A 21,857-nucleotide genomic window follows, 5' to 3' on the forward strand; every position below is an offset into this window, starting at 1 on the left:
CACTCGGACTGGTCCGACGGCGGCAGCCCGATCCGCGAGATGGCGGAGGCGGCGATCGGGCTGGGCCACGAGTACATGGCGCTGACCGACCACTCGTCCCGCCCGTAGAGCCGCGCGGTCTCGACGCCCTGCGACTTCAGCGTGGCCAGCCGCGCGTCGGCGCGGGCCTGCAGCTCGTCGAGGTTGCCGAACTGGATCGACTGCGTCGGGCAGGCGGTCGCGCACGCGGGCTGCAGGCCGTCGGTCAGCCGGTCGTAGCACATCGTGCACTTGAAGACCCGGCCGTCGCCCTTGCGCTGCTCGATGACGCCGTACGGGCAGGACGGCACGCAGTAGCCGCAGCCGTTGCAGATGTCGCCCTGGACGACCACCGTGCCGAACTCGGTGCGGAACAGCGCGCCGGTCGGGCAGACGTCGAGGCACCCGGCGTGCGTGCAGTGCTTGCACACGTCGGAGCTCATCAGCCAGCGGATCTGCTTGTCCGTGCCCGACTGCCCGGTCTGCGGATCGAACTCGCTCAGCGCCTCGGCGTTGAGCACGCTGGACTGCTGCGCCGTCGCCAGGCTCTCGTCGTTCGGGCCGTCGGCGACCGAGCGGCCGCTGTCGCTGCGGTCGTCCCCGGGCCGGCCGAACGTCGGCATCGGCAGGTCCACGGTGCGGGTCTGCTCGATGAACGCCACGTGCCGCCAGGAGTTGGCCCCCAGCTGCCCGGTGTTGTCGTAGGACATCCCGGACAGCCCCATGACGTCGCGCACGCCGTGCGCGTCGTCCATCGGCAGGAAGTTCCACTCCTTGCAGGCCACCTCGCAGGCCTTGCAGCCGATGCACACCGAGGTGTCGGTGAAGAACCCGACCCGCGCCGGGTGGTCGCCGTCGTACCCGGCCTCGCCCTGGACGTCGGGCAGCGGCCCGTACAGCCGGTTCTCCGGGTCCCGCCCGGTGAAGGCCGGGCTCGCCGAACTGATCGAGGTCATGCCGGCCTCCTCTCGTCCATTCCGCCGTCCTCCCTCACCGTGGCGCGTCCTCCCCCACGGTCCACCGCGAGGGAGGACACGCCACGATCAGGGAACCTGATCGTGGCCACAGCACCGGCGCTCACAGCTTCGATCCCTCGCCGGCCTCGGCCGTCACCGGGTCGCGGCCGTTGACCCCGACCCGCCCGGACGGCACGCCGGCGCGCTGCCGGTAGCCCTCCACGAACTCGATGAGCTCGGGCCCGCGCGGACGCCGCCCCGGCCGGATGTCGGCGGTGCTGACCTTGTCCTCCTGGATGTGCGTGTTCGGGTCCAGCACGATCCCCAGCAGGTCGTTGGCCCCGTCGCCGGTCGAGATGCCGCTGTAGGACCAGTGGTAGGGCATCCCGATCTGGTGCACGACCTGGCCGTCCCCGAGCTTGATCGGCCGGATCCGCTCGGTGACCAGCACCTTCGCCTCGATGGCCGTCCGCGAGCTGACCAGCGTGGCGTACTCGCCGTTGGTCAGGCCGCGCAGCTCGGCCAGCTCCGGGCTGACCTCGACGAAGAACTCCGGCTGCAGCTCCGACAGGTAGGGCAGCGTGCGGCTCATCCCGCCGGCGGTGTGGTGCTCGGTCAGCCGGTAGGTGGTCACCTGGAACGGGAAGACGTCGGACAGCGGCGGGTTCTCCCGGTTCCACGGCCCCTCGATGCGCTCCAGCGTCGGGTTCGCCTGCTGCTTGTACAGGGCGTTCTCGACGACGGACTCGGCCGGCTCGTAGTGCGTCGGCAGCGGGCCGTCGACCAGCCCGGCGGGCGCGAACAGCCACGCCTTGCCGTCGCCCTGCATGACGAACGGGTCGGTCCCGGCGATCGCGTCCTGCGCCCTGGCACCCTCCGGCGGCACGTAGTCCGGCCGCTTGGTCGCCTCGAAGTCCGGGGTGTCCAGACCCGTCCAGCGACCGGCCTCCTCGTCCCACCAGACGTAGGCCTTGCGCTCGCTCCACGGCTTGCCGTCGGGGTCGGCCGAGGCGCGGTTGTAGAGGATCCGCCGGTTGTACGGCCAGGCCCAACCCCACTCGGCGGCCACCGTCCCCTGCTCGCGGCCGGGCCTGCGGCGGGCGGACTGGTTGACCTCGTCGGCGTAGACGCCGGAGTAGATCCAGCAGCCGCACGACGTCGAGCCGTCGTCCTTGAGCTCCAGGTAGCCCGACACCGCACGGCCGTCCGGGCCGGTGCCGTTGATCTCCCGCAGCACGGCGTCCGCACTCGGCTCCCGGTCGGGCCCGTGGGTCGGGTAGTCCCAGGTGAGGTCGAGCAGCGGGCGGTCCCGCGGGTCGGTGGAGCCGGCCAGCCGCTCCCGCAGGATGCGACCGAGGTGGAAGTAGAACCACAGGTCGCTCTTGGCGTCGCCCGGCGGGTCGACCGCCTTGTGCCGCCACTGCAGCAGCCGCTGGGTCTGGGTGAACGTCCCCTCCTTCTCCGCGTGCGACGCCGCGGGCACGAAGAAGACCTCGGTGCCGATCGTCTCGGGGGCCAGCTCCCCGGTCTCGATCTCCGGGGACTCCTTCCAGAAGGTCGCCGACTCGATCATCTGCAGGTCGCGGACGACCAGCCAGTCCAGGTTGGCCAGGCCGAACCGGTTCATGCGCCCGTTGGGGTGCCCGACCGTCGGGTTCTCGCCGACCAGGAAGTAGCCGGACACCTTGCCCTGGATCATGTCGGCGATCGTCCGGTAGGAGCTGTGGTCGCCGTCGATCTTCGGGAGGTAGTCGAACGCGAAGTCGTTCTCCGGCGTCGCGGCGTCCCCCCACCAGGCCTTGAGCAGGCTGGTCATGTAAGCGCGCTTGTTGCCCCAGAACCCGGCCTTGCCGGCCGCGTCGGCGCAGTACTCGTCGAGGTCGCCGTGCTGCAGGGCGTGCGGCATGGGCAGGTAGCCCGGCAGCAGGTTGTACAGCGTCGGGACGTCGGTCGAGCCCTGGATGCTCGCGTGCCCGCGCAGCGCCAGGATGCCGCCGCCAGGGCGGCCGATGTTGCCCAGCAGCGTCTGCAAGATCGAGCAGGTGCGGATGTACTGCGCGCCGACGCTGTGCTGCGTCCAGCCCACCGAGTACACCCAGGCCGTCGTCCGCTCGCGGCCGCTGTTCTCGGTGATCCACCGCGCGACCTGAAGGAACACCTCCGGCTCGATGCCGCAGACCTCGGCCACCATCTCCGGGGTGTAGCGGTCGAAGTGCCGCTTGAGGACCTGGAACACCGAGCGCGGGTGCTGCAGGGTCTCGTCGCGCTTCGGCTTGGCCGCGATCGGCGGGCCGCCGCTGCCGGCCGCCTGCGCGTGGTCGGTCTTCTTGACCTCGGGGTCCTGCTCCCTGCGGTCCTGCTCGGCGGCCCCGGCCGGGTCGTCCGAGCCGGAGTGCGGCGGCTCCTCCGGTTCGTACTGCCAGCTGGCCTCGTCGTACTGGTTGTTCTCCGGGTCGAAGCCGGAGAACAGCCCGTCGAGGTCCTCGGAGTCGACGAAGTCCGCACTCACCAGCGCCGAGGCGTTGGTGTAGGCGACGACGTACTCCTTGAAGTACAGCTCGTTGTCGAGCACGTACTTGATCAGGCCGCCGAGGAACGCGATGTCGGTGCCGATCCGCAGCGGGACGTGCAGGTCGGCGATCGCGCTGGTGCGGGTGAACCGCGGGTCGATGTGCACGACCTTGGCCCCGCGCGCCTTGGCCTCGCTCACCCACTGGAAACCCACCGGGTGGCACTCGGCCATGTTCGAACCCTCGATGACGATGCAGTCGGAGTTCGCGAGGTCTTCCTGGAAGTTCGTGGCACCGCCACGACCGAACGAGGCACCCAGACCGGGCACCGTGGCGGAGTGCTATATGCGCGCCTGGTTCTCGATCTGGATCGCGCCCATGGCGCTGTAGAGCTTCTTCATGAGGTAGTTCTCCTCGTTGTCGAGGGTCGCCCCTCCGAGGCTCGCTATCCCCATGGTGCGGTTGACGCGCTTGCCGTCGTTCTCGTCCTGCCAACCCTTGCGGCGGGCCTCGATCACCCGGTCGGCGATCATGTGCATCGCCGTGTCGAGCTCGAGGTCCTCCCACTCCGTCCCGAACGGACGGCGGTACTTCACCGTCGTCACGCGGGTCGGGCTGGTGACCAGCTGCTTGCTGGCGCTGCCCTTGGGGCACAGCCGGCCGCGGCTGATCGGCGAGTCCGGGTCGCCCTCGATCTGGACGATCTGCTCGTCCTTGACGTAGATCCGCTGGCCGCACCCCACCGCGCAGTACGGGCACACGCTCTGCACGACGCGGTCGGCGGTGGCCGTGCGGCTCACCACGTTCTCCGTCGCCTTGCTGCGCGCGGCCAGGCCGCGTCCGAGGGGATCGGCACCGGTCAGCTGCCGGAACACCGGCCACGCGTCGAGCCAGGTCTTCACGCCGGCAACTCTGCCACTCCTGCGCCCACTCGGCGCTGCGAGACCCGCCCGCTCCTGCGACAACCGGCCGTTGCGGTTCCGCCGTCCGGCCTGCCCTTCAGCCATCCCTCCGCTCGCCCGGCCGCGCCCGGCCTCTCGCCCCTCCTCGCCCGGCCGGCCGGTCTCGCCCGGCCGCCCCTCCTTACTGTTGATCATGGGGTTGTCGCACGCTCGACCGGCGCGTCGTCCCGTGTCCCCTGCAACAACCCCATGATCAACTCGGGGGCAGGGTTCGCCGTCGAGGCGATCGACCGGTGACGCCTCCGCGTCAGGGGCGCCAGCCGCGGCTGACCAGGGCCCGCCGCGTGCGCTCGACCACCACGACGGGGCCGCCGAGGTGCCGCCCGGCGAAGCGGAGGACCAGCCAGCCGTCGGCGGCCATCAGCGAGTACCGGTCGACGTCCCGCCCGAACTGGTCGGGGTCGGCGTGCTGGCGCCCCTCGTACTCCAGCGCCACCTTCCACTCCGGGTAGCCGAGGTCGGCGTGGGCGACCTCGCGGCCCCACCGGTCGTGCACCGGCACCTGCACCTGCGGGTCGGGCAGGTCGCTGGTCACCAGCCAGTAGCGGACCAGGCTCTCCGGCCGGGACGCCGCCCTGCCGTCGAGCCGTCGGGCGCAGTCGCGTGCCCGGACGACGCCCCGCACGCGGTCGGCACGCCGTAGGCGCCGCGCCAGCGAGTCGGCGTCCATCTCCCCGGAGCGCACGAGCGCGTCACCGACCGCCACCAGTTCCGCGGCCGGGAGCCGGGCGGCGAGGTCGAGGAACGTCTGCGCGCCGGACGTCAGCGGCAGCCCACCGGCCGCTCCGACGTCCTCCTCCGCCAGCAGCCGCTCGTGGACGGTGAGCCCCGCGCGCCTGGGCAGCTGCCGCCGAGAGGGGACGACGACGTGCACGGTGGGCGGCTCCGGCACCGGCGCCCCGTACAGCCGGGCCGCCGTCCCCAGACCGAAGGCGACGTCGCCCGGGAGGACCAGCCGCCAGGCGCCGCAGCGGGTGGTGAGGTCCGGCTCGACGGCGGAGGAGAGGTACAGCCCGCGCCCGATGCGGACGCCGTCCTGGGTGATCTGCCCGCGGGTCGCGCCCCGGGACCGGGCGTCGTCCCAGGTGTAGGCGGTGCCGAGGTCGATGTCCGTCATGCGGCCGACCGTGGAGCCTCGTTCGTCCGGGCAGCGCCGCCGACGGTGATCTGTGGACGCCGCCCTGCGCTGTGGACGTCGGCGTGCGGGCTCCCCGCCCACTGCCCTCCGCGGTGATCATGGGGTTGTCGCACGCTCGGCCGGCGCGTCGCCGCGTGTCCCCTGCAACAACCCCATGATCAACTCGAGAGGAGAGGGAGAGGAGAGCGAGGTGGCCCCTGGGCGGCCCGGGCGGCGCCTCACGTCAGGGGCTCCCCGTAGGGGTCGAACCGGTGCCGGATCGTCGGACCCGCGGTCGATACTGGGCGCGTGGGCGGACCGCACCTGCACTTCCTCGGCCACTCGACGGTGCGTGTCGAGCTCGCCGGGCACGTCGTGCTGACCGATCCGCTGCTCACCGGCCGCGTCGGGCCGCTGCGCCGCGTGGTGCCGGTGCCCGCACCGGAGACCTACGCCGGCGTCGACCTGGTGCTCCTCAGCCACCTGCACGGCGACCACCTGCACCTGCCCTCGCTGCGGCGGCTGGGCCCGGACGTGCGGGTCGTCGTCCCCCGCGGTGCCGGCGGGTGGCTGCGCGCGTGGGGTCTCCGCCACGTCACCGAGGTGCTGCCCGGCGAGAGCATCACCCACGGCGCGCTGCGGGTCACCGCCGTCCCGGCCGAGCACGCCGGGCACCGCTGGGGCCCGCGGCTGACCCACGGTCCGGACACCCCCGCGGTCGGCCACCTGGTCGAGGGCGGCGGGCGCACCGTCTACGCCGCGGGTGACACCGACCTGACCGACGCGATGGACCTGCTGGGCGAGCGGGGGGTCGACGTCGCGCTGCTGCCGGTGTGGGGGTGGGGCCTGACGCTCGGCCCCGGCCACCTCGACCCGGCGGGCGCGGCCGAGGCGGTGGCGCGGCTGCGGCCGCGGGTCGCCGTCCCCGTGCACTGGGGCACGCTCGCGCTGCGCGGCGCGGCGCACCTGCCGCGGATGCGCCGGCTGCTGACCGACCCGCCGCGGGACTTCGCCGCCGCCGTCGCCGCCCGCGGCCTGGACACCGCCGTGGTGGTCGCCGAGCCGGGGCAGCCGGTGCCGCTGACCGTCGGGACGACGTCGTGAGCGCCGGCCTGCTCGCCGCGGGCTGGACCGACGGCTCGTCGATCGGCTACCCGGTCCTCTTCAGCGGCGTGCTGCTCGGCTCGGTCGTGCCCGTCGTGCCCACCGGAGCGGTCGTCGGCGCCGGCGCCGCGTTCGCCGTCACCGCCCACGGCCTCGACCTCGCGCTGGTCGTGCTGGTGGCCACGCTCGGCGCCTGGGCCGGCGACCTGATCACCTTCGCGATCTGCCGGTTCGGCGGGCCCGCCGCGGTCCGCTGGGTCGCCCGCGGCCAGCACGCCGACCGGATCGAGGAGGCCCGCGAGCAGTTCCGCCGGCACGGCTGGCAGATCGTCGTCGTCGGCCGGTTGCTGCCCGCGGGGCGCATCCCGGTGCTGCTGGCAGCCGGCGCGCTGGCCTACCCGTGGCGGCGGCTGCTGCCGGCGTCCCTGCTCGCCGCCTTCCTCTGGGCGGTCGCCTACGCCGCCCTCGGCGTGGTCAGCGGCGGCATCTTCGACTCCCCGCTGGTCGCCGTCCTGCTGGCCACCGTGCTGGTGCTGCTCGTGGGGGCGGTGCTCAACGTGGTCGGCTCGCACCGCCGGCGCACCCCCGACCCGGAGCCCGAGCCCGACCCCTCGACCTGCGGGCCGGCATGACCGCTCCCTCCGGGCGGGTCCTCCAGCGGGGCCGGACGCCGGCGCGCATCCTGCTCACCTGGGCGGCCAGCACCGCCGCGCTCGTCGTCCTCGACCGCTGGCTCGGCGCCTTCTCGATGACCTCATGGTGGCAGCCGCCGCTGATCGCGCTGCTGCTCGGACTGCTGACCGGGGTGGTGTGGCCGCTGGTCATGCGGGTCGCGCTGCCGCTGGCCTTCTTCACCCTGGGCCTGGGCAGCTTCCTGCTGCTGGGCGCCGCGGTGCTCGGCCTGTCCTTCCTCGTGCCCGGCTTCGTCCTCGCCGACCTGCGCACCGCCGTCGTCGTCGCGGTCGCCATGGCCGGCGTCTCCGGGCTGGTCAGCAGCGTGCTGGCCCTCGACGAGGACGAGCTGTTCTTCCGCCGCGCCCGTCGCCGGGCCCGGGGGACGGCGGACGCCGCGCCGTGCCCGCCCGGCGTGCTGTTCCTGCAGATCGACGCGCTGTCCCACGACACCGCCCGACGCGCGGTCCGCGACGGGTCGATGCCCAACCTGGCTGCCTGGCTGCGCTCGGGCAGCCACGTGCTGACCTCCTGGCACACCGACTGGAGCTCGCAGACCGGCGCCTCGGTCTGCGGCATCCTGCACGGCTCCAACGCCGACATCCCGGGCTTCCGCTGGTACGACAAGGGCCGCGACCGGATCGTCCGGGTCTCCTCGCCCACCGACGCCGCCGAGATCGAGCGGGCGCACTCCGACGGCCGCGGGCTGCTGGCCGGCGGCGGGGCCAGCCGCGGCAACCTGTTCACCGGCGACGCCACGCACGTCAGCCTCACGATGAGCTCGCTCGCGCACGTCGTCCCGGCCGCCAGCCGCCGGGCCCGACAGCGCCGGGACCGGGCCGGCGCCGGCTACTACGCCTACTTCGCCGACCCGGGAAACGCGGTGCGCACCATCGCGGTCTCCCTCGTCGACGTCTACCGCGAGCTGGTCGCGGCGGCCCGGGAACGCCGCGACGACGTCCGGCCGCGGGTGTCGCGCGGCGGCCTCTACCCGCTGGCCCGCCCGGCGACGACGGTGATCTCCCGGGACGTCGTCGTCTTCGCGCTGCTCGAGGACATGCTCGCCGGCCGGCCGGTCGCCTACGCCGACTTCCTCGGCTACGACGAGGCCGCGCACCACGGCGGGCTCGAGCGGGCCGACAGCCTGGCCGTGCTGCACAGCATCGACCAGCAGATCGGCCGGCTGCACCGCGCCGCCCAGCTCGCGCCCCGGGAGTACCACCTGGTGTGCCTCTCCGACCACGGGCAGACCCAGGGCGAGTCCTTCGCCACCCGCTTCGGGGAGACCGTCGAGCAGCTGGTCGGCCGGCTCTGCGGCGGGCCCGGCGACCTGCCGGACCGGCACCTCACCGGCCCACGGGACAGCCGGCGGCTCACCGAGGGCTGGCAGGTCGGAGCGGCCCTCGCCGAGGGCGGCGGGCCGATCGCCCGCCGGCTGCGCGAGCGGGTGGAACGCGCCGAGGGGGTGCCGCACGCTCACGAGCTGCCTGCCGACCGGGAGGGCCGGGTGCCGCGGGTCGCCCCGGGCGTGGTCGTCGCCGTCTCCGGCCACACGGCGTTGATCTCCTTCGCCGACATCCCCGGCCGGGTGTCGCTGGAGGAGATCGAGCGGCACTGGCCGGCGCTGCTGCCCGGCCTGGTCGACCACGACGGCGTCGGCTTCCTGCTCGTGCACTCCGAGGAGCACGGGCCGGTGGCGCTCGGCCGCGACGGGCTGCACCGGCTGGCGGCGGGGACGGTCCTCGGCGAGGACCCGCTGCTCCCCTACGGCCCGCACGCCGCCCGGCTGGTGGCCCGCGCCTCGACGTTCCCGCACTGCCCGGACGTGGTGGTCAACAGCCGCTACGACCCGGCCACCGACGAGGCCTCGGCCTTCGAGCCGCACGTCGGCTCCCACGGCGGGCTCGGTGGACCGCAGCAGCACGCCTTCCTGCTGCACCCGCGCTCGTTCCGGCCGCCCGGCGAGGTGGTCGGCGCCGAGCATCTGCACCGGGTCCTCCGCGGCTGGCTCACCGACCTGGGCCACCCCGAGCCGACGGGGGACGGCGCCGCGGTCGGTGCACTCAGCGCGACGGCACGGCGCTCCTCCGACGTCCCGGTGGAACCGGCTGTCGGACACGTGGTGACGACTCGGTGAACTCCGTCGCGCCCCGTGGCGCGCGGGTGATCACCCCACCGAGAGTGGGGGGATGCGACCCGACGCGCGCGCCTGGTTCGAGCTCCGCACCACCTCGGCCCCCTCGCTGGACGCGCTCGACCTCGACACCCTGCTGCGCGCCAAGCGGCGCGGGCAGCACCGGGTGAGCGTCGCCCTCCCCGCCCGCGACGAGGAGGCGACGGTCGGCCGGCTGGTCGGCGACCTGCACGAGCACTGGGTGCGGCGGACGCCGCTGGTCGACGAGCTGGTCGTCGTCGACTCGGACTCCACCGACGCGACCGCCGCGGTGGCCCGGGCCGCGGGGGCCGACGTCGTGGTCACCGCCGATGTGCTCCCCCGGCACGGCAGCCGCCCCGGCAAGGGCGAGGCGCTGTGGAAGTCGCTGGCCGCGACGACCGGCGACCTGGTCGTCTTCCTCGACGCCGACCTGCTCGGCGACGTCCGGCACTTCGTGCCCGGGCTGCTCGCGCCGCTGCTCACCGACCCGCAGGTCGACTACGTCAAGGGCTGCTACACCCGACCGCTGGAGGTGGACGGTTCGTCGGTACCGGCCGGCGGCGGGCGGGTCACCGAGCTCACCGCGCGGCCGCTGCTCAACGCGCTGTGGCCGGAGCTCGCCGGGTTCGTGCAGCCGCTGGGCGGCGAGTACGCCGGACGGCGGTCCGCGCTGGAACGGGTGCCGTTCGCGTCCGGCTACGGCGTGGAGGTCGGGCTGCTGGTCGACCTGCTGCACCTCGTCGGGCTGGCCGGGCTCGCGCAGGTCGACCTCGGCGTCCGCCGGCACACCTCGCAGGACCAGGAGGCGCTGGGCCGGATGGCGGGGCAGGTCGTGTCGACGGTGCTCGCCCGGGCCGGGCGTGGACGGGCCGGCGGGCTGCTCACCCAGTTCCGGCACGACGGCGCCGGGTTCGTGCCGCACAGCACGGCGGTGGCCGTCGACGAGCGGCCGCCGATGGCGACGGTGGCCGAGTACCGGGCGCTGCTGAGCGACGTCGTCAGCTGAGGCCGCGGCAACCCCCACGGCTCGGATCTCGGCCCCTGCTCGCCCACGGGAGCAGGGGCTGAGCACCCGCAGGGGTACTCGCACCCCCCGCGGCCACGGGCACGCAGCAGACCCGCAGGCCGGGGACGGGGACGCGGACAGTGGCCCGGAACTGCCGTTTCTCCTGCATCCTGTCGCCCGACGGGGACCTCCGTGCCGGCGCCGACGTCGGCACCCGGCCTTGGGGAGACCTGTGCGACCCGACGTCCGACGCTGGCTCCAGCACCGCACCTTCCCCGCCGACACCTGGCAGGCGGCCGACCTCGTCTCCGCCAAGGGCACCCGCGGCGCCACGGTCAGCGTGGTGCTGCCGGCCCTCGACGAGGAACGCACCGTCGGCAGCATCGTGGCGACGATCCGCGAGGAACTGGTCGAGCGCTGCCCGCTGGTCGACGAGGTGGTCGTCGTCGACAGCGGCTCCAGCGACCGGACGGCGGAGGTGGCCGCGGCGGCCGGCGCCCGCGTCGTCACCGTCGACACCGTGCTCCCCCGGCACGGCAGCCGGCCGGGCAAGGGCGAGGCGCTGTGGAAGTCGCTGCACGCCACCAGCGGCGACCTGCTGGTGTTCATCGACGCCGACCTCGTCGCCTTCGACCCGCGGTTCGTCGTCGGCCTGCTCGGCCCGCTGCTCACCGACCCGACCGTCGGCTACGTCAAGGCCCTCTACGACCGGCCGTTGACCACCACCGACGGCATCGTCCCCTCCGGCGGCGGCCGGGTCACCGAGCTGGTCGCCCGGCCGCTGCTCAACGCCTTCTGGCCGGAGCTCGCCGGGTTCGTGCAGCCGCTGTCGGGGGAGTACGCCGGCCGCCGCGAGCTGCTCGAGCAGGTGCCGTTCGTCTCCGGCTACGGCGTCGAGCTGGGCCTGCTGGTCGACCTGGTGGCGCTGGCCGGCCTCGACGCGCTGGCCCAGGTCGACCTCGGCACCCGGCAGCACACCCACCAGGCCGATGCCGCGCTCGGCCGGATGGCCGGGCAGATCCTGCAGACCGCGCTGGCCCGCCGGCCCGGCACCGACCGGCCGGAGCGCGAGCTGCTGCAGTTCCTGCGCACCGCCGACGGCCTCGAGGGCGTCAGCTGGGACGTCGGCGTGGTGGAGCGGCCGCCGATGCGGACGGTCCGCGCCGCCGAGCACCGTCCGGGGAGGCGGGCGTGAAGGTCCTGATGGACGCCGGGCCGTGGCTGCCGGTCCCGCCCCCGGGCTACGGCGGCCTGGAGAACGTCGTCGCCACGCTGACCACGGAGCTGCGCGCCCGCGGGCACACCGTCGTCCTCGCCTCGGTCGGGAACTCGACGCTGCCGGTCGACGGCCTGGTCAGCGCCTTCCCCACCGGCCGCTTCGAGCAGCTGGGCGGGCCCTATCCGCAGGTGGTCGGCACCGCGCACGCGCACGAGCAGGTGGTGCTGGCCACCCTGGCCGAGCACGCGCTGGCCGGCGAGCCGTTCGACCTCGTGCACAGCCACGTCGAGGTGGTGGGCCCGGCGCTGCTGGCCGGCCTGGGGGACGCCGCGCCGCCGACGCTCGCCACGCTGCACTGGGACACCGGCCGCAACGCCGACTTCTGGGCGTCCTTCGACGGCGGCGGCCGGGTGTGGTTCGCCGGGGTCTCCGACACCCAGGTGGCGCTGGCGCCGGCGCGGCTGCGCGAGCAGGTCGTCGGCGTCGTCCCGCTGTCGGTGCCGGTCGACGGCCTCCCCCCGGTGCCGCGGGGGGACCGGTCCGACGCGGTGCTGGTGCTCGCCCGGCTGTGCGAGGCCAAGGGCATCGACACGGCGCTGCGGACCTGCCGCGCCGCCGGGCTGCCGCTGGTGCTCGCCGGCCCGGTGGGCGGCCTGGCCGACCGGGAGGCACTGGAGGCAGCTCTCGCCACCCCCGGTCACCCGGCCCGCTCGCACCCCGACGTCGCCTGGTTCCTGGAGCACGTCGAGCCGCACCTCGACGGCGTCACCGCCCGCTGGATCGGCAGCGTCGGGGGTGCGGCGAAGGACGAGCTGCTGCGCACCTGCCGCGCGGCGCTGTTCCCCATCCGCTGGGAGGAGCCCGGCGGCACCGCCGTCTGCGAGGCCCTGGCCGCCGGGACGCCGGTGGTCGCCATGGCCCGCGGCTGCCTGCCCTCCCTGGTGGACGACGGCCGCACCGGCTTCCTGGCCGGCGACGAGGCCGGCTTCACCGCGGCGCTGGGCCGGCTGGACGAAATCGACCCGCAGGCCTGCGCCGCCGAGGCCCGCCGCCGGTTCGCCCCTGCGGTGATGGCCGACGGCTACGAGCGGCTCTACGCCGCGGCGGTGGCCCGCGCCGGGGCCCGCAGCCGGTCCCGCGGCCGGCTGCCCGTCGGCTGACGGTCGGCCATCCCCGCGGGGATGGCCGACCGTCAGGGCCGGACGGCGTCCCCGGTGCGGGCGGACTCGGCGATCGCGACCGCGACCCGGTGGGTGCGCAGTGCCTCGGCGTAGTCGACCAGCCCGGAGGCCGGCACCCCGCCGGCCAGCACGTCGACGAACGCCCGGTCGACCGCGGTGCGCCCGTCGACCCGCGGCTCGCTGCGGTCCGCCCCGTCGGCGGTGGTGACGGTCAGCGAGGTCTCGGTGAGCTCCACCGCCGCGCCGTCGCACACCACGGCCAGGCCGGCCGCCAGCTTGCCCGGCAGCGAGCAGGCCGCGGTCACCGTGCCCACGGCGCCGGACTCGAAGGACAGCAGCGCGGCGGTGGCGTCGTCGACGTCGCGACCCTCCGCGGTGGACAGCGCAGCGGTGGCGCGCACCTCGGCCACCTCGCCGGCCAGCAGCCGGGCCAGGTCGAGCACGTGGGTCAGCTGCTCGACCACCTGGCCGCCGGAGCGCTCCCGCCGTGACCACCAGGCCGGCGGCGGCACCGTGTCCAACCAGGTGGCGTCGACCAGGCGGGGCCGGTGCGCGGCGCAGACGGCGCGCGCGACGGCCACGGTGTCCAGGTGCCGCCAGTGGTAGCCGGTCGCGGTCGGCAACCCGGCCCCGGCCACCGCGCGCGCCACCTCCTCGGCGACCTCGACGCCGGTGGCCAGCGGTTTCTCGACGAAGAAGGGGACCCCCGCACGGACGGCGGCCAGTTCCAGCTCGCCGTGGGCGAAGGGCGGCACGCACAGCCAGACGCCGTCCAGCGGCCGGGCGAGCAGCCGGTCGACGTCCGCGACGACCGGCAGCCCGAGCTCCCCGGCGAGCGCGTCCGCGGCACCGGGGACGACGTCGGTGACGCCGACGACCTCCACGTCGGCGAAGCCGGCCAGCGTCCGCGCGTGGCGGGCGCCGACCCCCCCGGCGCCGACGAGTCCGATCCGGACGCGGCTGCCGGTGCGGGGTTCGGCCATGCCGGGGTCCTGCCCCGCCCGCGGACGACGCAACCTCGCAGGTCGGAGCGGGGTGCCTGCCCCGGCGGTGCCGCGCACCCCGACGGTGGGCACCGCGGCGGCGCCAACACGCCGACCCGCCGACCCCCCTCAGGGGCGACCCGGCCCGGTCAGCGCGTCCGTCCTGGTCGAACCGTGCGGTCAGGAGATGGTCAGGACACGGGGTCGGGCCGTGCTGGCCGGGCGGTACGGGCGCACAATGGGCGGGTGACACGGGGCACACGGCCCGTGCTTACCGAGTGGAGCTAACCTTCTACCGTGAGTGAGGTAATGGACCGGCGCGCGAGGAAGAAGGCGCAGACCCGGGCACTCATCCGCGAGACCGCGCAGGCCCTCTTCGCCGAGCGCGGCTTCGAGGCGGTCACGATCGCCGACATCGCCGCGGCTGCGGACGTCGCCGTCCAGACCGTCTTCAACCACTTCCCGACGAAGGAGGACCTCTTCTTCGACGGGCACACCCCCTGGGTCGACGGCGCCGCCGACTCCGTGCGCTCCCGCGCCCCGGGCACCGCTCCCCTCGAGGCCCTGCACGCCTACCTCATCGAGCGGGTCGCCGTGCACGCCCGGGAGCTCGCCACACCCGAGGGCCGGGTGTTCGACGCGACGCTGGAGGCCTCCCCCGCGCTGCGCGCCCGCGAGCGGGAACTGCAGCACGAGGCGACGGCCCGCCTGGCCGACGCGCTGTTCGAGACGTGGACGGCCGAGGGGGGCGCGCCCGCGGTGCCGACCGACGTCCGCACCGCGGCGTCGGTGACCGCCGCGGTCTGGCTGGCCGCCGTCCGGACGCTGATCGTGCAGCACCGGCAACTGCTAGCCGGACCGGCCGGTGCGCTGCCGGCCGACCCGGAGGAGGGCGTCGCCCTCGCCTGCTCGGTCGCCGCCCAGGTCTTCAGCGGGCTCGGCTCGACGCTGCCCCCGCCGACCAGTGGCAGGCTGCGGCGCACCGGCTGAGTCAGACCGTGACGCGCTCCCGGTCGGGCAGGACGACGGGCAGCAGCACCTCGTCGAGCACGCGCTGCACCTCTCCGCGGCTCATGGCTCCGCGGTCGGACGTGTAGCGCTGCCACCAGAAGGCCTCGATGACCGAGCAGAGCATCGCCAGGCGCGCCTCGGGGACCTGCTGCCCCCGCTCGGCGGCCCGGGCGCCGATGGCCCGGATCGCCTCGGCCAGGGGCTGCACCAGCGCGGCGTCCAGGCCGGCACGGAGGTCCTCCTCGTGCCGTGCCGCACCGACCAGGCTGGCGGCCGCCCGTTCCTCCCGGTCCAGCGGCCGGCGCCAGCGGTCCACCAGCGCGGCGAGGTCGTCGCGCAGCGAGCCCTGGTCCGGCGGGACCCGCACCAGGGTGAACCGGCCCACCGCCGACCGAGCCATCGCCGCCATCGTCGGCCAGCGCCGGTAGATGCCGGCCTTCCCGGCGCGGGCGCGGGCGGCGACGCGATCGCTGTTGAGCTTGCCCCATCCCTCGTCGGCCAGGATGTCGACGGCGACGGTGAGCAGTTGCTCGGACAGTTCGGCGCTGAGTGGGCGGCCCGGCGTTCCGCTCATGCCGAGACCGATGCGATGCGGGTCACGGGGTCGATGCGGGTCACGGGGCCATGGTGACGTGCTCGTGGAGTCGCCACAATGACGACACCGGCGGTTTCGCGATTTTCCGGGATTCCACGTTCCGGAACAGGCCGGATCGGCTGACGGCCGCCTGCAGATCAGGCGCCGGCGGCGCTCTCCACCCGGACCTGCAGGCCGGCGCCGTCGTCGACCAACCGTCCCGTGTCCCTCGCCTCGCCGACCAAGCCGTCCCAGCGCTGCGCCCAGTCGTCGCTCCCGGCCTGCGGCTCGGCCGCCGCACGGAGCGCGGCCAGGTCCAGGACGCCGGTGTCCGCGTCCTGCACCCGGCCCAGACCGGCCTCGCGCAGGGCCTGGTCGGCCTCCTCGTCGGTCACCGCCCCCAGCGCCAGGTGCAGCGTGGTCAGGTCGTCCACGTCCACGACCCGCACCTCGGGCAGCTCGTCGGCACCGCCCACCACCTCGACGATCACGCCTGACCTCCTCCGCTCGGATCCTCCGGGCCGGGAGTCCCCCCGGACGTGCCGTGTCACACGTGCCAGGGAAACCGGCTGAAGTCCGGATCCCGCTTCTCCAGGAACGCGTCGCGGCCCTCCACGGCCTCCTCGGCCATGTAGGCCAGCCGCGTCGTCTCACCGGCGAACAGCTGTTGGCCCACCAGCCCGTCGTCGATCAGGTTGAACGAGTACTTGAGCATCCGCTGAGCGGTCGGGCTCTTGGCTACGATCCGCCGTCCCCAGTCCAGCGCCGTCCGCTCGAGCTCGGCGTGCGGGACGACGCGGTTCACCATGCCCATGCGGTGCGCGTCCTCGGCGGAGTACTCCTCGCCCAGGAAGAACACCTCGCGGGCGAACTTCTGGCCGACCTGCCGGGCGAGGTAGGCCGAGCCGAAGCCGCCGTCGAAGCTGCCGACGTCGGCGTCGGTCTGCTTGAAGCGGGCGTGCTCGGCGCTGGCCAGCGTGAGATCCGAGACGACGTGCAGGCTGTGGCCCCCACCGGCCGCCCAGCCCGGGACGACGCAGACGACGACCTTGGGCATGAAGCGGATCAGCCGCTGCGCCTCCAGGACGTGCAGCCGGCCGAGTCCTCCCCCGCCCGCACCACCCCCTGCCGCCTGCCCCTCGGCGTGCTCGTACCCGTACTTCCCGCGCACCCGCTGGTCGCCGCCGGAGCAGAACGCCCAGCCCCCGTCCCCGGGGCTGGGCCCGTTGCCGGTGAGGAGCACGCAGCCGACATCGGTCGACAGCCGGGCGTGCTCCAGGGCGGTGATCAGCTCGTCGACGGTCTGCGGGCGGAAGGCGTTGCGCACCTCGGGCCGGTCGAACGCGATCCGCACGACGCCGGCGTCGACGGCGCGGTGGTAGGTGATGTCGGTGAAGTCGAAGCCCTCGACCGGCTGCCACGCCGCGCTGTCGAAGATCTCGGAGACGTCGTCGCGGGCGGTCATGGGCCGAACCTAGCGCCGTCCCGGAACGGTCACGGCAGGAGCCCGCCGCCCGGCGCGACGGCGACCTGCTGGTCCCCCACGGGCACGACGACGCCGCAGCGGGTGCGGGAGGACACCGGCCGGCTCCCTCGGCGTCGAGGACGGGGCGTGCACAGGGCAGGTACCCCGCACGCAGCGGCACCTCGGGAGGAACGGCGCCGTCCGCGCCCCCGCCGCGGGTAGCGTCGCCGGGGTGTCCGAGGGGCCCGCCGTGCGAGTCGGCACCGTCAACGTGGCCTCGGGCCGCAGTCCGGGCGGTCCGGTCCTCGACGCCGCGCAGCTGGAGAAGGCGGTCGCCGGCCTGGACGTCGACGTGCTCGCCGTGCAGGAGGTCGACGCCGGGCAGCCCCGCTCCCAGCGCGTCGACCAGGCCGCCGCCCTGGCGGCCGGGCTCGGTGCCGCGGACTGGCGGGCCGCGGCCACGGTGGCCGGCACCCCGGACCCGTTCCGCAGCTGGTCCCCGGCCGGTCCGGTGCTGCGCGGCCCGCACACCCCGGCCGACGGCCCGCTCTACGGCATCGCGCTGCTCAGCCGGCTGCCGGTGCTCGAGTGGTCGGTGCTCGACCTGGGCGCGGGCCGGGCGCGGCTGCCGGTGCAGGGCCCCGACCCGCGCACCGGTCGGGTCCGGTGGTGGTGGTTCCCCGACGAGCCGCGGGCCGCCGTCGCCGCTCGGCTGGAGTCGCTGACCGTCGTCGCCACGCACCTGTCGTTCGCGCCGCACACCGCCGTCCGCCAGCTGCTGCGGCTGCGGCGGTGGATCGCCGGGATGCCCGGCCCGGTGGTGCTGGCCGGCGACCTGAACCTGCCCGGCGCGCTGCCCGGCCGGCTGCTCCGGGCCACTCCGCTGGTGCGCGAGCCGAGCTTCCCGGCGTCCGGCCCGCGGGTGCAGCTGGACCACCTGCTGGCCGTGGGAACCGGGCTTCGCGGCCGGGACGCCGAGGCCTCGACGCTCCCGGTCGGCGACCACCGCGCGCTCACGGTGACGGTGACCCCGGCCTGAGAGCGGCGCGATGGCCCCGCCCAGGGCACCGCCCCGAGCCCTGACGCCCCCTTGCCGGGTCCCGCAGGCCCCGTCCGGAGGCTCGCCCCGAGCTTGCGAGGGATGAGAGGGACGGGGTCCTTCTTCAGGCGGCGAGCAGGTCGTGCAGGCGGTACAGCGACGCCTCGAAGCCCGGGTGCAGCGGTAGCGACACCAGGTCACCGAGCGCCACCCAGGCCACGCCGTCGCTCTCGCCGTCCAGCCGCAGGTCGCCGGGCTCGATGCTGCGCACCGGCCGGGCCAGCACGGTCGTGTAGGACCAGCCGCCGTGGTCGTCCACCGAGGCGGGACCGAGCTGCAGGTCCTGGGGCAGCAGGCCCAGCTCCTCCTGCACCTCCCGGAGGGCGCCGTGCTCCGGGGACTCCCCGGCGTGCAGCGCGCCGCCCGGCGTCCCCCACGTGCCGCCGTGGTGCGACCAGACCGCCCGGTGCTGCAGCAGCAGCTCCGGCCCGTCGGCGCCGGAACGGTGCACCAGCAGCCCGGCCGCGCCGACCCGGCCCCAGTGCCGGTGGCCGAGCGCGCAGGTCACCCAGCCGTCGGTCGAAGAGAACACGCCCCCAGTGAACCCCGTCCGGGGTGCCGGCGCCGCCGTGACAGGCTCGGCGGCGTGCGCGTCGCCGTCTTCACCGGGTCCCAGAGCGGACCGCCGTCCCACCGGTCCGCCGTGGCGCAGTTCGCCGCCGGGCTCGCGTCCACGGGGGTGGGGATCGTCTACGGCGGTGGGCGCGCCGGGCTGATGGGTGTCGTGGCCGACGCCGCCCTGGCTGCCGGCGGCGAGGTCATCGGGGTCATCCCCCAGCACCTGGTGGACGACGAACTGGCGCACCCCGGGCTGCCGCGGCTGGAGGTGGTCACCTCCATGCACGAGCGCAAGGCGCGGATGGCCGAGCTCGCCGACGCCTTCGTCGCCCTGCCCGGCGCGGCCGGCACCCTCGAGGAGCTGTTCGAGGCCTGGACCTGGGGGATGCTCGGCCTGCACGCCAAGCCCGCCGTCCTGGTGGACGTCGACGGGTTCTGGCAGCCGCTGCTGGGCCAGCTGCGCCGCATGGTGGACGACGGCTACCTCGATGCCCGCCGGCTCGACGCGCTGGGCGTGGTCTCCGAGCCCGCGGAGCTGCTGGCGTTCGTCGAGCGGTACGAGCACCCGGTGCGGAAGTGGCGGGACCCCCTGCCCCCCGCCACTCGTTGAAGGGCCCCGTCCCTGTCACCCCTCGCAAGCTCGGGGCGAGCCTCCGGACGGGGCCGGCCCTGCGGGGGGCCGTAGCGTCGGGCGGGTGGAGCGCTGGGACGTCGTCGTGGTCGGGGGCGGCCCGGCCGGCTCCGCCACGGCGCTGGCCGCCCGGCGCAGCGGCGCCTCGGTGCTGGTGCTCGACCGGGCCGACTTCCCCCGCGACAAGGTGTGCGGCGACGGCGTGGCTCCGGAGGCGCTCGACGTCCTGGCCGGCCTCGGCGTCGACCGGGCCGCGGCGACCTCCGGGTACCCGCCGGTCCCCCGGCTCGCGCTGCGCGCGCCGGGCGGGGCGGTCGTCGAGCGCGACACGCACCGGCCGTCGTCCGTCGTCCCCCGGGAGGTGTTCGACGCCCGGCTGCTGGCGGCGGCACGGGGGGCCGGGGCGGAGTTCCGCCGGTCCACCGTCCGCACCCTGGTGGCCGACGCGGACGGCGTCACCGTCGACGGCACCGTGCGGGCGGGCGTGCTCGTCGGGGCGGACGGCGCGGAGTCCGTCGTCCGCCGGGCCCTCGGGCTGTCGACCAACCGCCCGGACCGGCTGGCCGTGGCGATCCGCGGCTACGCCCCCGCGCTGCCCGGCCAGGACGTCACCCAGGTGCTGGTGACCACCGAGCAGCGCTGGCCGGCCTACGCCTGGTCCTTCCCGCTCGGGAACGGGCGGGCCAACGTCGGCTACGGCGAGCTGGTGTCCGGCGGCGCGACCCGGACGGCGCTGGTCGACGGGCTGCACCGGCTGCTGCCGGGCGTGGCGCCCGAGGGGCTGCGCGCGCACCGGCTGCCGCTGTCCACCGGCCGGCCGCGGCTGCCCGACGGCCGGGTGCTGCTGGCCGGCGACGCCGCGTCGCTGGTCAACCCGCTGACCGGGGAGGGCATCTTCTACGCCGTCCTCTCCGGTGCACTGGCGGGTGCGGCGTGGTCCGCGGGTGCCGGCGCGGGCGCCCGGTACCGGGAGGCGCTTCGGCGGCGGCTCGGCGCGCACCTGCGCGCCACCCGGGTCGCCTCCGAGCTCTCCCGCTGGCCGCGGCTGATGGACGCCGCCGTGCGCGCGGCCGGCGCCGATCAGCGGGTCTTCGACGACGTGGTGGCCCTCGGCCTGGCCGAGGGGCGGCTCACGGGGCGGACCGTTGCCGCGGCAGCCCGCCGGCTGGCCGGAGCACGGGGCTGACGGCGACCTCGACGCGGTCGCGGCCGGCCCGCTCGGCCTGGTAGAGCGCCGCGTCGACGGCGGCGTAGAGCTCCTGCACGGAGGCGGCGTGCAGCGGCGCGTGGGCGACCCCCACGCTGATCGACAGCGGCAGCGCGCCGCGGTCCGCGCGCGGCCAGGGGTGAGGCCCGCACCGTCTCGACCAGCGGCCCGGCGCGCCGGGCCGCGGTCTCGGCGGTGCACGGCCCTTCGGCGAACTCCCACGTCGGGCCCACGGAACTGTCAGACCGTGCGCGCAGGATAGCGGGCAGTGATCAGAAGGAGGACGGTTGTGACGATGCCCCCCGCACCGGCTCGGGCGCACGAGGTGACCATCCACCTCACCGACGACCTGCTGGCCGGCGGGCTGGCCGACGTCCGCTGGACGCTGCTCGGCACGCTGCACGCCGGCGCCCGCTCCCTCGTGGTCGACCTCTCCCAGGTCCAGCACCTGCCGGACGCCGTCGTCGCGGTCCTGGTGTCGGCGCACCGCATCTGCCGGGCCCGCGGTGGCGCGGTGGTGCTGCGCGGCGCCGACCCCCGCACGGAGGGGCTGCTGCGCCGCACCGGCCTGTGGCGGGTCCTGGTCGCCGAACCCGGGCGGGCGGTCGCATGACCGGGGTGCTGAGCGAGGTCGTCGACCGGCGGACGGGGCTGATCACGGTGCGCGGCCACCGACCTCCAGCGGCGCGGACCTGGTGTGGGGCACGGCCGACCAGCTCCGCGGTGCCGGCCACGCCCGCGTGGTGCTCGACCTCCGCGGCGGGGGCACCGCCGACGTCGAGCGCCTGGCGGTGCTGGGCGAGCTGCACCGTGACTTCCGCGTGGACGGTGGGGAGCTGCTCATCCGCAGCTGATCGCTGAGGCGGAGGGCGTGGGATTCGAACCCATGACGAGCTGTGAACGCCCAGCTGTTCCCACAACTGCTCGAGGCCGTCGGGACATGCGCTCCAGGTCGCATGACCGTATGCAGCACCCGGCACGGCCGCGAGCGGCAGGCCGAGGACGATCCAGCTGACGGGGACCGGTCATGGCCGCTGCTGGGTGCACTGCGACCCTGCTGTGGACCCAGGTCGCGTCGCCCATGAGCACCCGTCCTGGGAAGCGAGGACCCCCGCCCGAGGGACGCGCGGCTGGGAGTGGCAGCTCCGGAGGCCATGCTGGTCGGGATTGCCCCGCTGGACGGTGCGCTCTCCGAATTGTTCGGGGCCCAACTGGCCATTAAGGTTCGATTCCCCTCACCCGCTCCATGTACTGGCCAGCTCACCTGTCCGTGTGCCCGATTCAGGACGGCGTGCGCACCTCTCTCGACGCCTCAGGGACGCCGACCTCTGTCGACAGCTGACCACCGGACTCGACCCGTTCATCCGGCACGGTCGGAGCACGACCTCGATGCCCGCCGACAGGTGGTGCCCCGACCCGCAGCCTGGCT

20 protein-coding genes and 1 pseudogene are annotated in these 21,857 nt (G+C 75.2%); 12 read left to right on the plus strand and 9 right to left on the minus strand.

The annotated features are described in order from the left end of the window. The 3 genes and pseudogenes from BUB17_RS19840 to BUB17_RS19855 form a co-directional block, all read right to left on the minus strand. A partial coding sequence (locus BUB17_RS19840) for a 4Fe-4S dicluster domain-containing protein (RefSeq protein WP_244277390.1) occupies positions 1-974 on the minus strand: 974 nt, incomplete at its 3' end. Positions 975-1,095: 121 nt separating this feature from the next. After that, positions 1,096-4,386 (minus strand): annotated as a pseudogene (gene fdh / locus BUB17_RS19845) (formate dehydrogenase). Positions 4,387-4,693: 307 nt separating this feature from the next. Beyond that, the gene (locus BUB17_RS19855; protein ID WP_072920417.1) at positions 4,694-5,563 is read right to left on the minus strand and encodes a type IV toxin-antitoxin system AbiEi family antitoxin; all 870 of its coding nucleotides are present in this window, start codon (positions 5,561-5,563) and stop codon (positions 4,694-4,696) included. A 309-nt stretch (positions 5,564-5,872) separates the two neighbouring features. On the opposite strand from BUB17_RS19855, the gene BUB17_RS19860 reads away from it, so the two are divergent. From BUB17_RS19860 to BUB17_RS19885, 6 genes are all read left to right on the plus strand, one after another. After that, positions 5,873-6,667 carry an MBL fold metallo-hydrolase gene (locus BUB17_RS19860; protein WP_072920418.1) on the plus strand — a complete coding sequence of 265 codons (795 nt, stop codon included), beginning with the start codon at positions 5,873-5,875 and terminating at the stop codon, positions 6,665-6,667. Further along, positions 6,664-7,299, plus strand: a complete 636-nt coding sequence (locus BUB17_RS19865; RefSeq protein ID WP_072920419.1) for a DedA family protein — start codon at positions 6,664-6,666, stop codon at positions 7,297-7,299. Before BUB17_RS19860 ends, BUB17_RS19865 begins: the two co-directional genes overlap by 4 nt. Next, on the plus strand, positions 7,296-9,476 hold the full coding sequence (locus tag BUB17_RS19870) for a phage holin family protein (RefSeq protein WP_072920420.1): 2,181 nt from the start codon (positions 7,296-7,298) through the stop codon (positions 9,474-9,476). Before BUB17_RS19865 ends, BUB17_RS19870 begins: the two co-directional genes overlap by 4 nt. A gap of 52 nt (positions 9,477-9,528) precedes the next feature. Beyond that, positions 9,529-10,500 (plus strand): glucosyl-3-phosphoglycerate synthase, encoded by a 972-nt coding sequence (locus BUB17_RS19875; protein WP_072920421.1) that lies wholly within the window; start codon positions 9,529-9,531, stop codon positions 10,498-10,500. Positions 10,501-10,732: 232 nt separating this feature from the next. Then, entirely contained in the window at positions 10,733-11,695 is a 963-nt protein-coding gene (locus tag BUB17_RS19880) for a glucosyl-3-phosphoglycerate synthase (RefSeq protein ID WP_072920422.1), read from the plus strand. Further along, positions 11,692-12,879, plus strand: coding sequence for a glycosyltransferase (locus BUB17_RS19885; protein ID WP_072920423.1), 1,188 nt, complete (start codon positions 11,692-11,694; stop codon positions 12,877-12,879). The genes BUB17_RS19880 and BUB17_RS19885 overlap by 4 nt, the downstream gene beginning before the upstream one ends. 32 nt (positions 12,880-12,911) lie before the next feature. On the opposite strand, the gene BUB17_RS19890 is transcribed toward BUB17_RS19885, so the two are convergent. Further along, positions 12,912-13,883, minus strand: a complete 972-nt coding sequence (locus BUB17_RS19890; RefSeq protein WP_072920424.1) for a Gfo/Idh/MocA family protein — start codon at positions 13,881-13,883, stop codon at positions 12,912-12,914. Positions 13,884-14,180: 297 nt separating this feature from the next. On the opposite strand from BUB17_RS19890, the gene BUB17_RS19895 reads away from it, so the two are divergent. Next, a complete protein-coding gene (locus BUB17_RS19895; protein WP_141243112.1) occupies positions 14,181-14,873 on the plus strand; it encodes a TetR/AcrR family transcriptional regulator in 693 nt (230 codons plus the stop codon). Position 14,874: 1 nt separating this feature from the next. Here BUB17_RS19895 and BUB17_RS19900 read toward each other — a convergent pair whose 3' ends face one another. The 3 genes from BUB17_RS19900 to BUB17_RS19910 all read right to left on the minus strand — a co-directional run bounded on the left by BUB17_RS19900 (position 14,875) and on the right by BUB17_RS19910 (position 16,933). Continuing rightward, entirely contained in the window at positions 14,875-15,468 is a 594-nt protein-coding gene (locus tag BUB17_RS19900; RefSeq protein ID WP_072920426.1) for a TetR-like C-terminal domain-containing protein, read from the minus strand. Between the two features lie 158 nt (positions 15,469-15,626). Continuing rightward, positions 15,627-15,959 carry a hypothetical protein gene (locus tag BUB17_RS19905; protein ID WP_072920427.1) on the minus strand — a complete coding sequence of 111 codons (333 nt, stop codon included), beginning with the start codon at positions 15,957-15,959 and terminating at the stop codon, positions 15,627-15,629. A 56-nt stretch (positions 15,960-16,015) separates the two neighbouring features. Beyond that, positions 16,016-16,933 carry a 1,4-dihydroxy-2-naphthoyl-CoA synthase gene (locus BUB17_RS19910; RefSeq protein WP_072920428.1) on the minus strand — a complete coding sequence of 306 codons (918 nt, stop codon included), beginning with the start codon at positions 16,931-16,933 and terminating at the stop codon, positions 16,016-16,018. A 232-nt stretch (positions 16,934-17,165) separates the two neighbouring features. Between BUB17_RS19910 and BUB17_RS19915 the strand changes: the two genes are divergently transcribed. After that, positions 17,166-17,972, plus strand: a complete 807-nt coding sequence (locus tag BUB17_RS19915; RefSeq protein ID WP_244277391.1) for an endonuclease/exonuclease/phosphatase family protein — start codon at positions 17,166-17,168, stop codon at positions 17,970-17,972. Between the two features lie 124 nt (positions 17,973-18,096). Here the strand turns inward: BUB17_RS19915 and BUB17_RS19920 are convergent, their stop codons facing one another. Continuing rightward, positions 18,097-18,564, minus strand: coding sequence for an NUDIX domain-containing protein (locus BUB17_RS19920; protein ID WP_072920429.1), 468 nt, complete (start codon positions 18,562-18,564; stop codon positions 18,097-18,099). 54 nt (positions 18,565-18,618) lie between these two features. Here BUB17_RS19920 and BUB17_RS19925 point away from each other — a divergent pair, with 54 nt between their 5' ends. Then, complete coding sequence (locus BUB17_RS19925; protein ID WP_072920430.1) at positions 18,619-19,200, plus strand: LOG family protein; 582 nt, start codon at positions 18,619-18,621, stop codon at positions 19,198-19,200. Between the two features lie 85 nt (positions 19,201-19,285). Further along, on the plus strand, positions 19,286-20,407 hold the full coding sequence (locus BUB17_RS19930; RefSeq protein WP_072920431.1) for an NAD(P)/FAD-dependent oxidoreductase: 1,122 nt from the start codon (positions 19,286-19,288) through the stop codon (positions 20,405-20,407). Here BUB17_RS19930 and BUB17_RS27005 read toward each other — a convergent pair. Next, a complete protein-coding gene (locus BUB17_RS27005; RefSeq protein ID WP_175561430.1) occupies positions 20,352-20,522 on the minus strand; it encodes a hypothetical protein in 171 nt (56 codons plus the stop codon). The genes BUB17_RS19930 and BUB17_RS27005 overlap by 56 nt on opposite strands. Positions 20,523-20,723: 201 nt before the next feature. Here BUB17_RS27005 and BUB17_RS19935 point away from each other — a divergent pair, with 201 nt between their 5' ends. After that, the gene (locus BUB17_RS19935) at positions 20,724-21,041 is read left to right on the plus strand and encodes an STAS domain-containing protein (RefSeq protein ID WP_072920450.1); all 318 of its coding nucleotides are present in this window, start codon (positions 20,724-20,726) and stop codon (positions 21,039-21,041) included. A gap of 82 nt (positions 21,042-21,123) precedes the next feature. Continuing rightward, positions 21,124-21,282 carry a hypothetical protein gene (locus BUB17_RS27010; protein WP_175561431.1) on the plus strand — a complete coding sequence of 53 codons (159 nt, stop codon included), beginning with the start codon at positions 21,124-21,126 and terminating at the stop codon, positions 21,280-21,282. Positions 21,283-21,857: the final 575 nt, after the last annotated feature.

This window comes from Geodermatophilus obscurus (assembly GCF_900143215.1).
Lineage (GTDB): Bacteria > Actinomycetota > Actinomycetes > Mycobacteriales > Geodermatophilaceae > Geodermatophilus > Geodermatophilus obscurus_A.

What these genes read in the sequence shown, in the direction of transcription:
- BUB17_RS19900 (WP_072920426.1), bottom strand. Translation starts at nt 15,468, where the DNA reads ATGAGCGGAACGCCGGGCCGCCCACTCAGCGCCGAACTGTCCGAGCAA.
- BUB17_RS19890 (WP_072920424.1), bottom strand. Translation starts at nt 13,883, where the DNA reads ATGGCCGAACCCCGCACCGGCAGCCGCGTCCGGATCGGACTCGTCGGC.
- BUB17_RS19870 (WP_072920420.1), top strand. Translation starts at nt 7,296, where the DNA reads ATGACCGCTCCCTCCGGGCGGGTCCTCCAGCGGGGCCGGACGCCGGCG.
- BUB17_RS19910 (WP_072920428.1), bottom strand. Translation starts at nt 16,933, where the DNA reads ATGACCGCCCGCGACGACGTCTCCGAGATCTTCGACAGCGCGGCGTGG.
- BUB17_RS19875 (WP_072920421.1), top strand. Translation starts at nt 9,529, where the DNA reads ATGCGACCCGACGCGCGCGCCTGGTTCGAGCTCCGCACCACCTCGGCC.
- BUB17_RS19935 (WP_072920450.1), top strand. Translation starts at nt 20,724, where the DNA reads ATGCCCCCCGCACCGGCTCGGGCGCACGAGGTGACCATCCACCTCACC.
- BUB17_RS19855 (WP_072920417.1), bottom strand. Translation starts at nt 5,563, where the DNA reads ATGACGGACATCGACCTCGGCACCGCCTACACCTGGGACGACGCCCGG.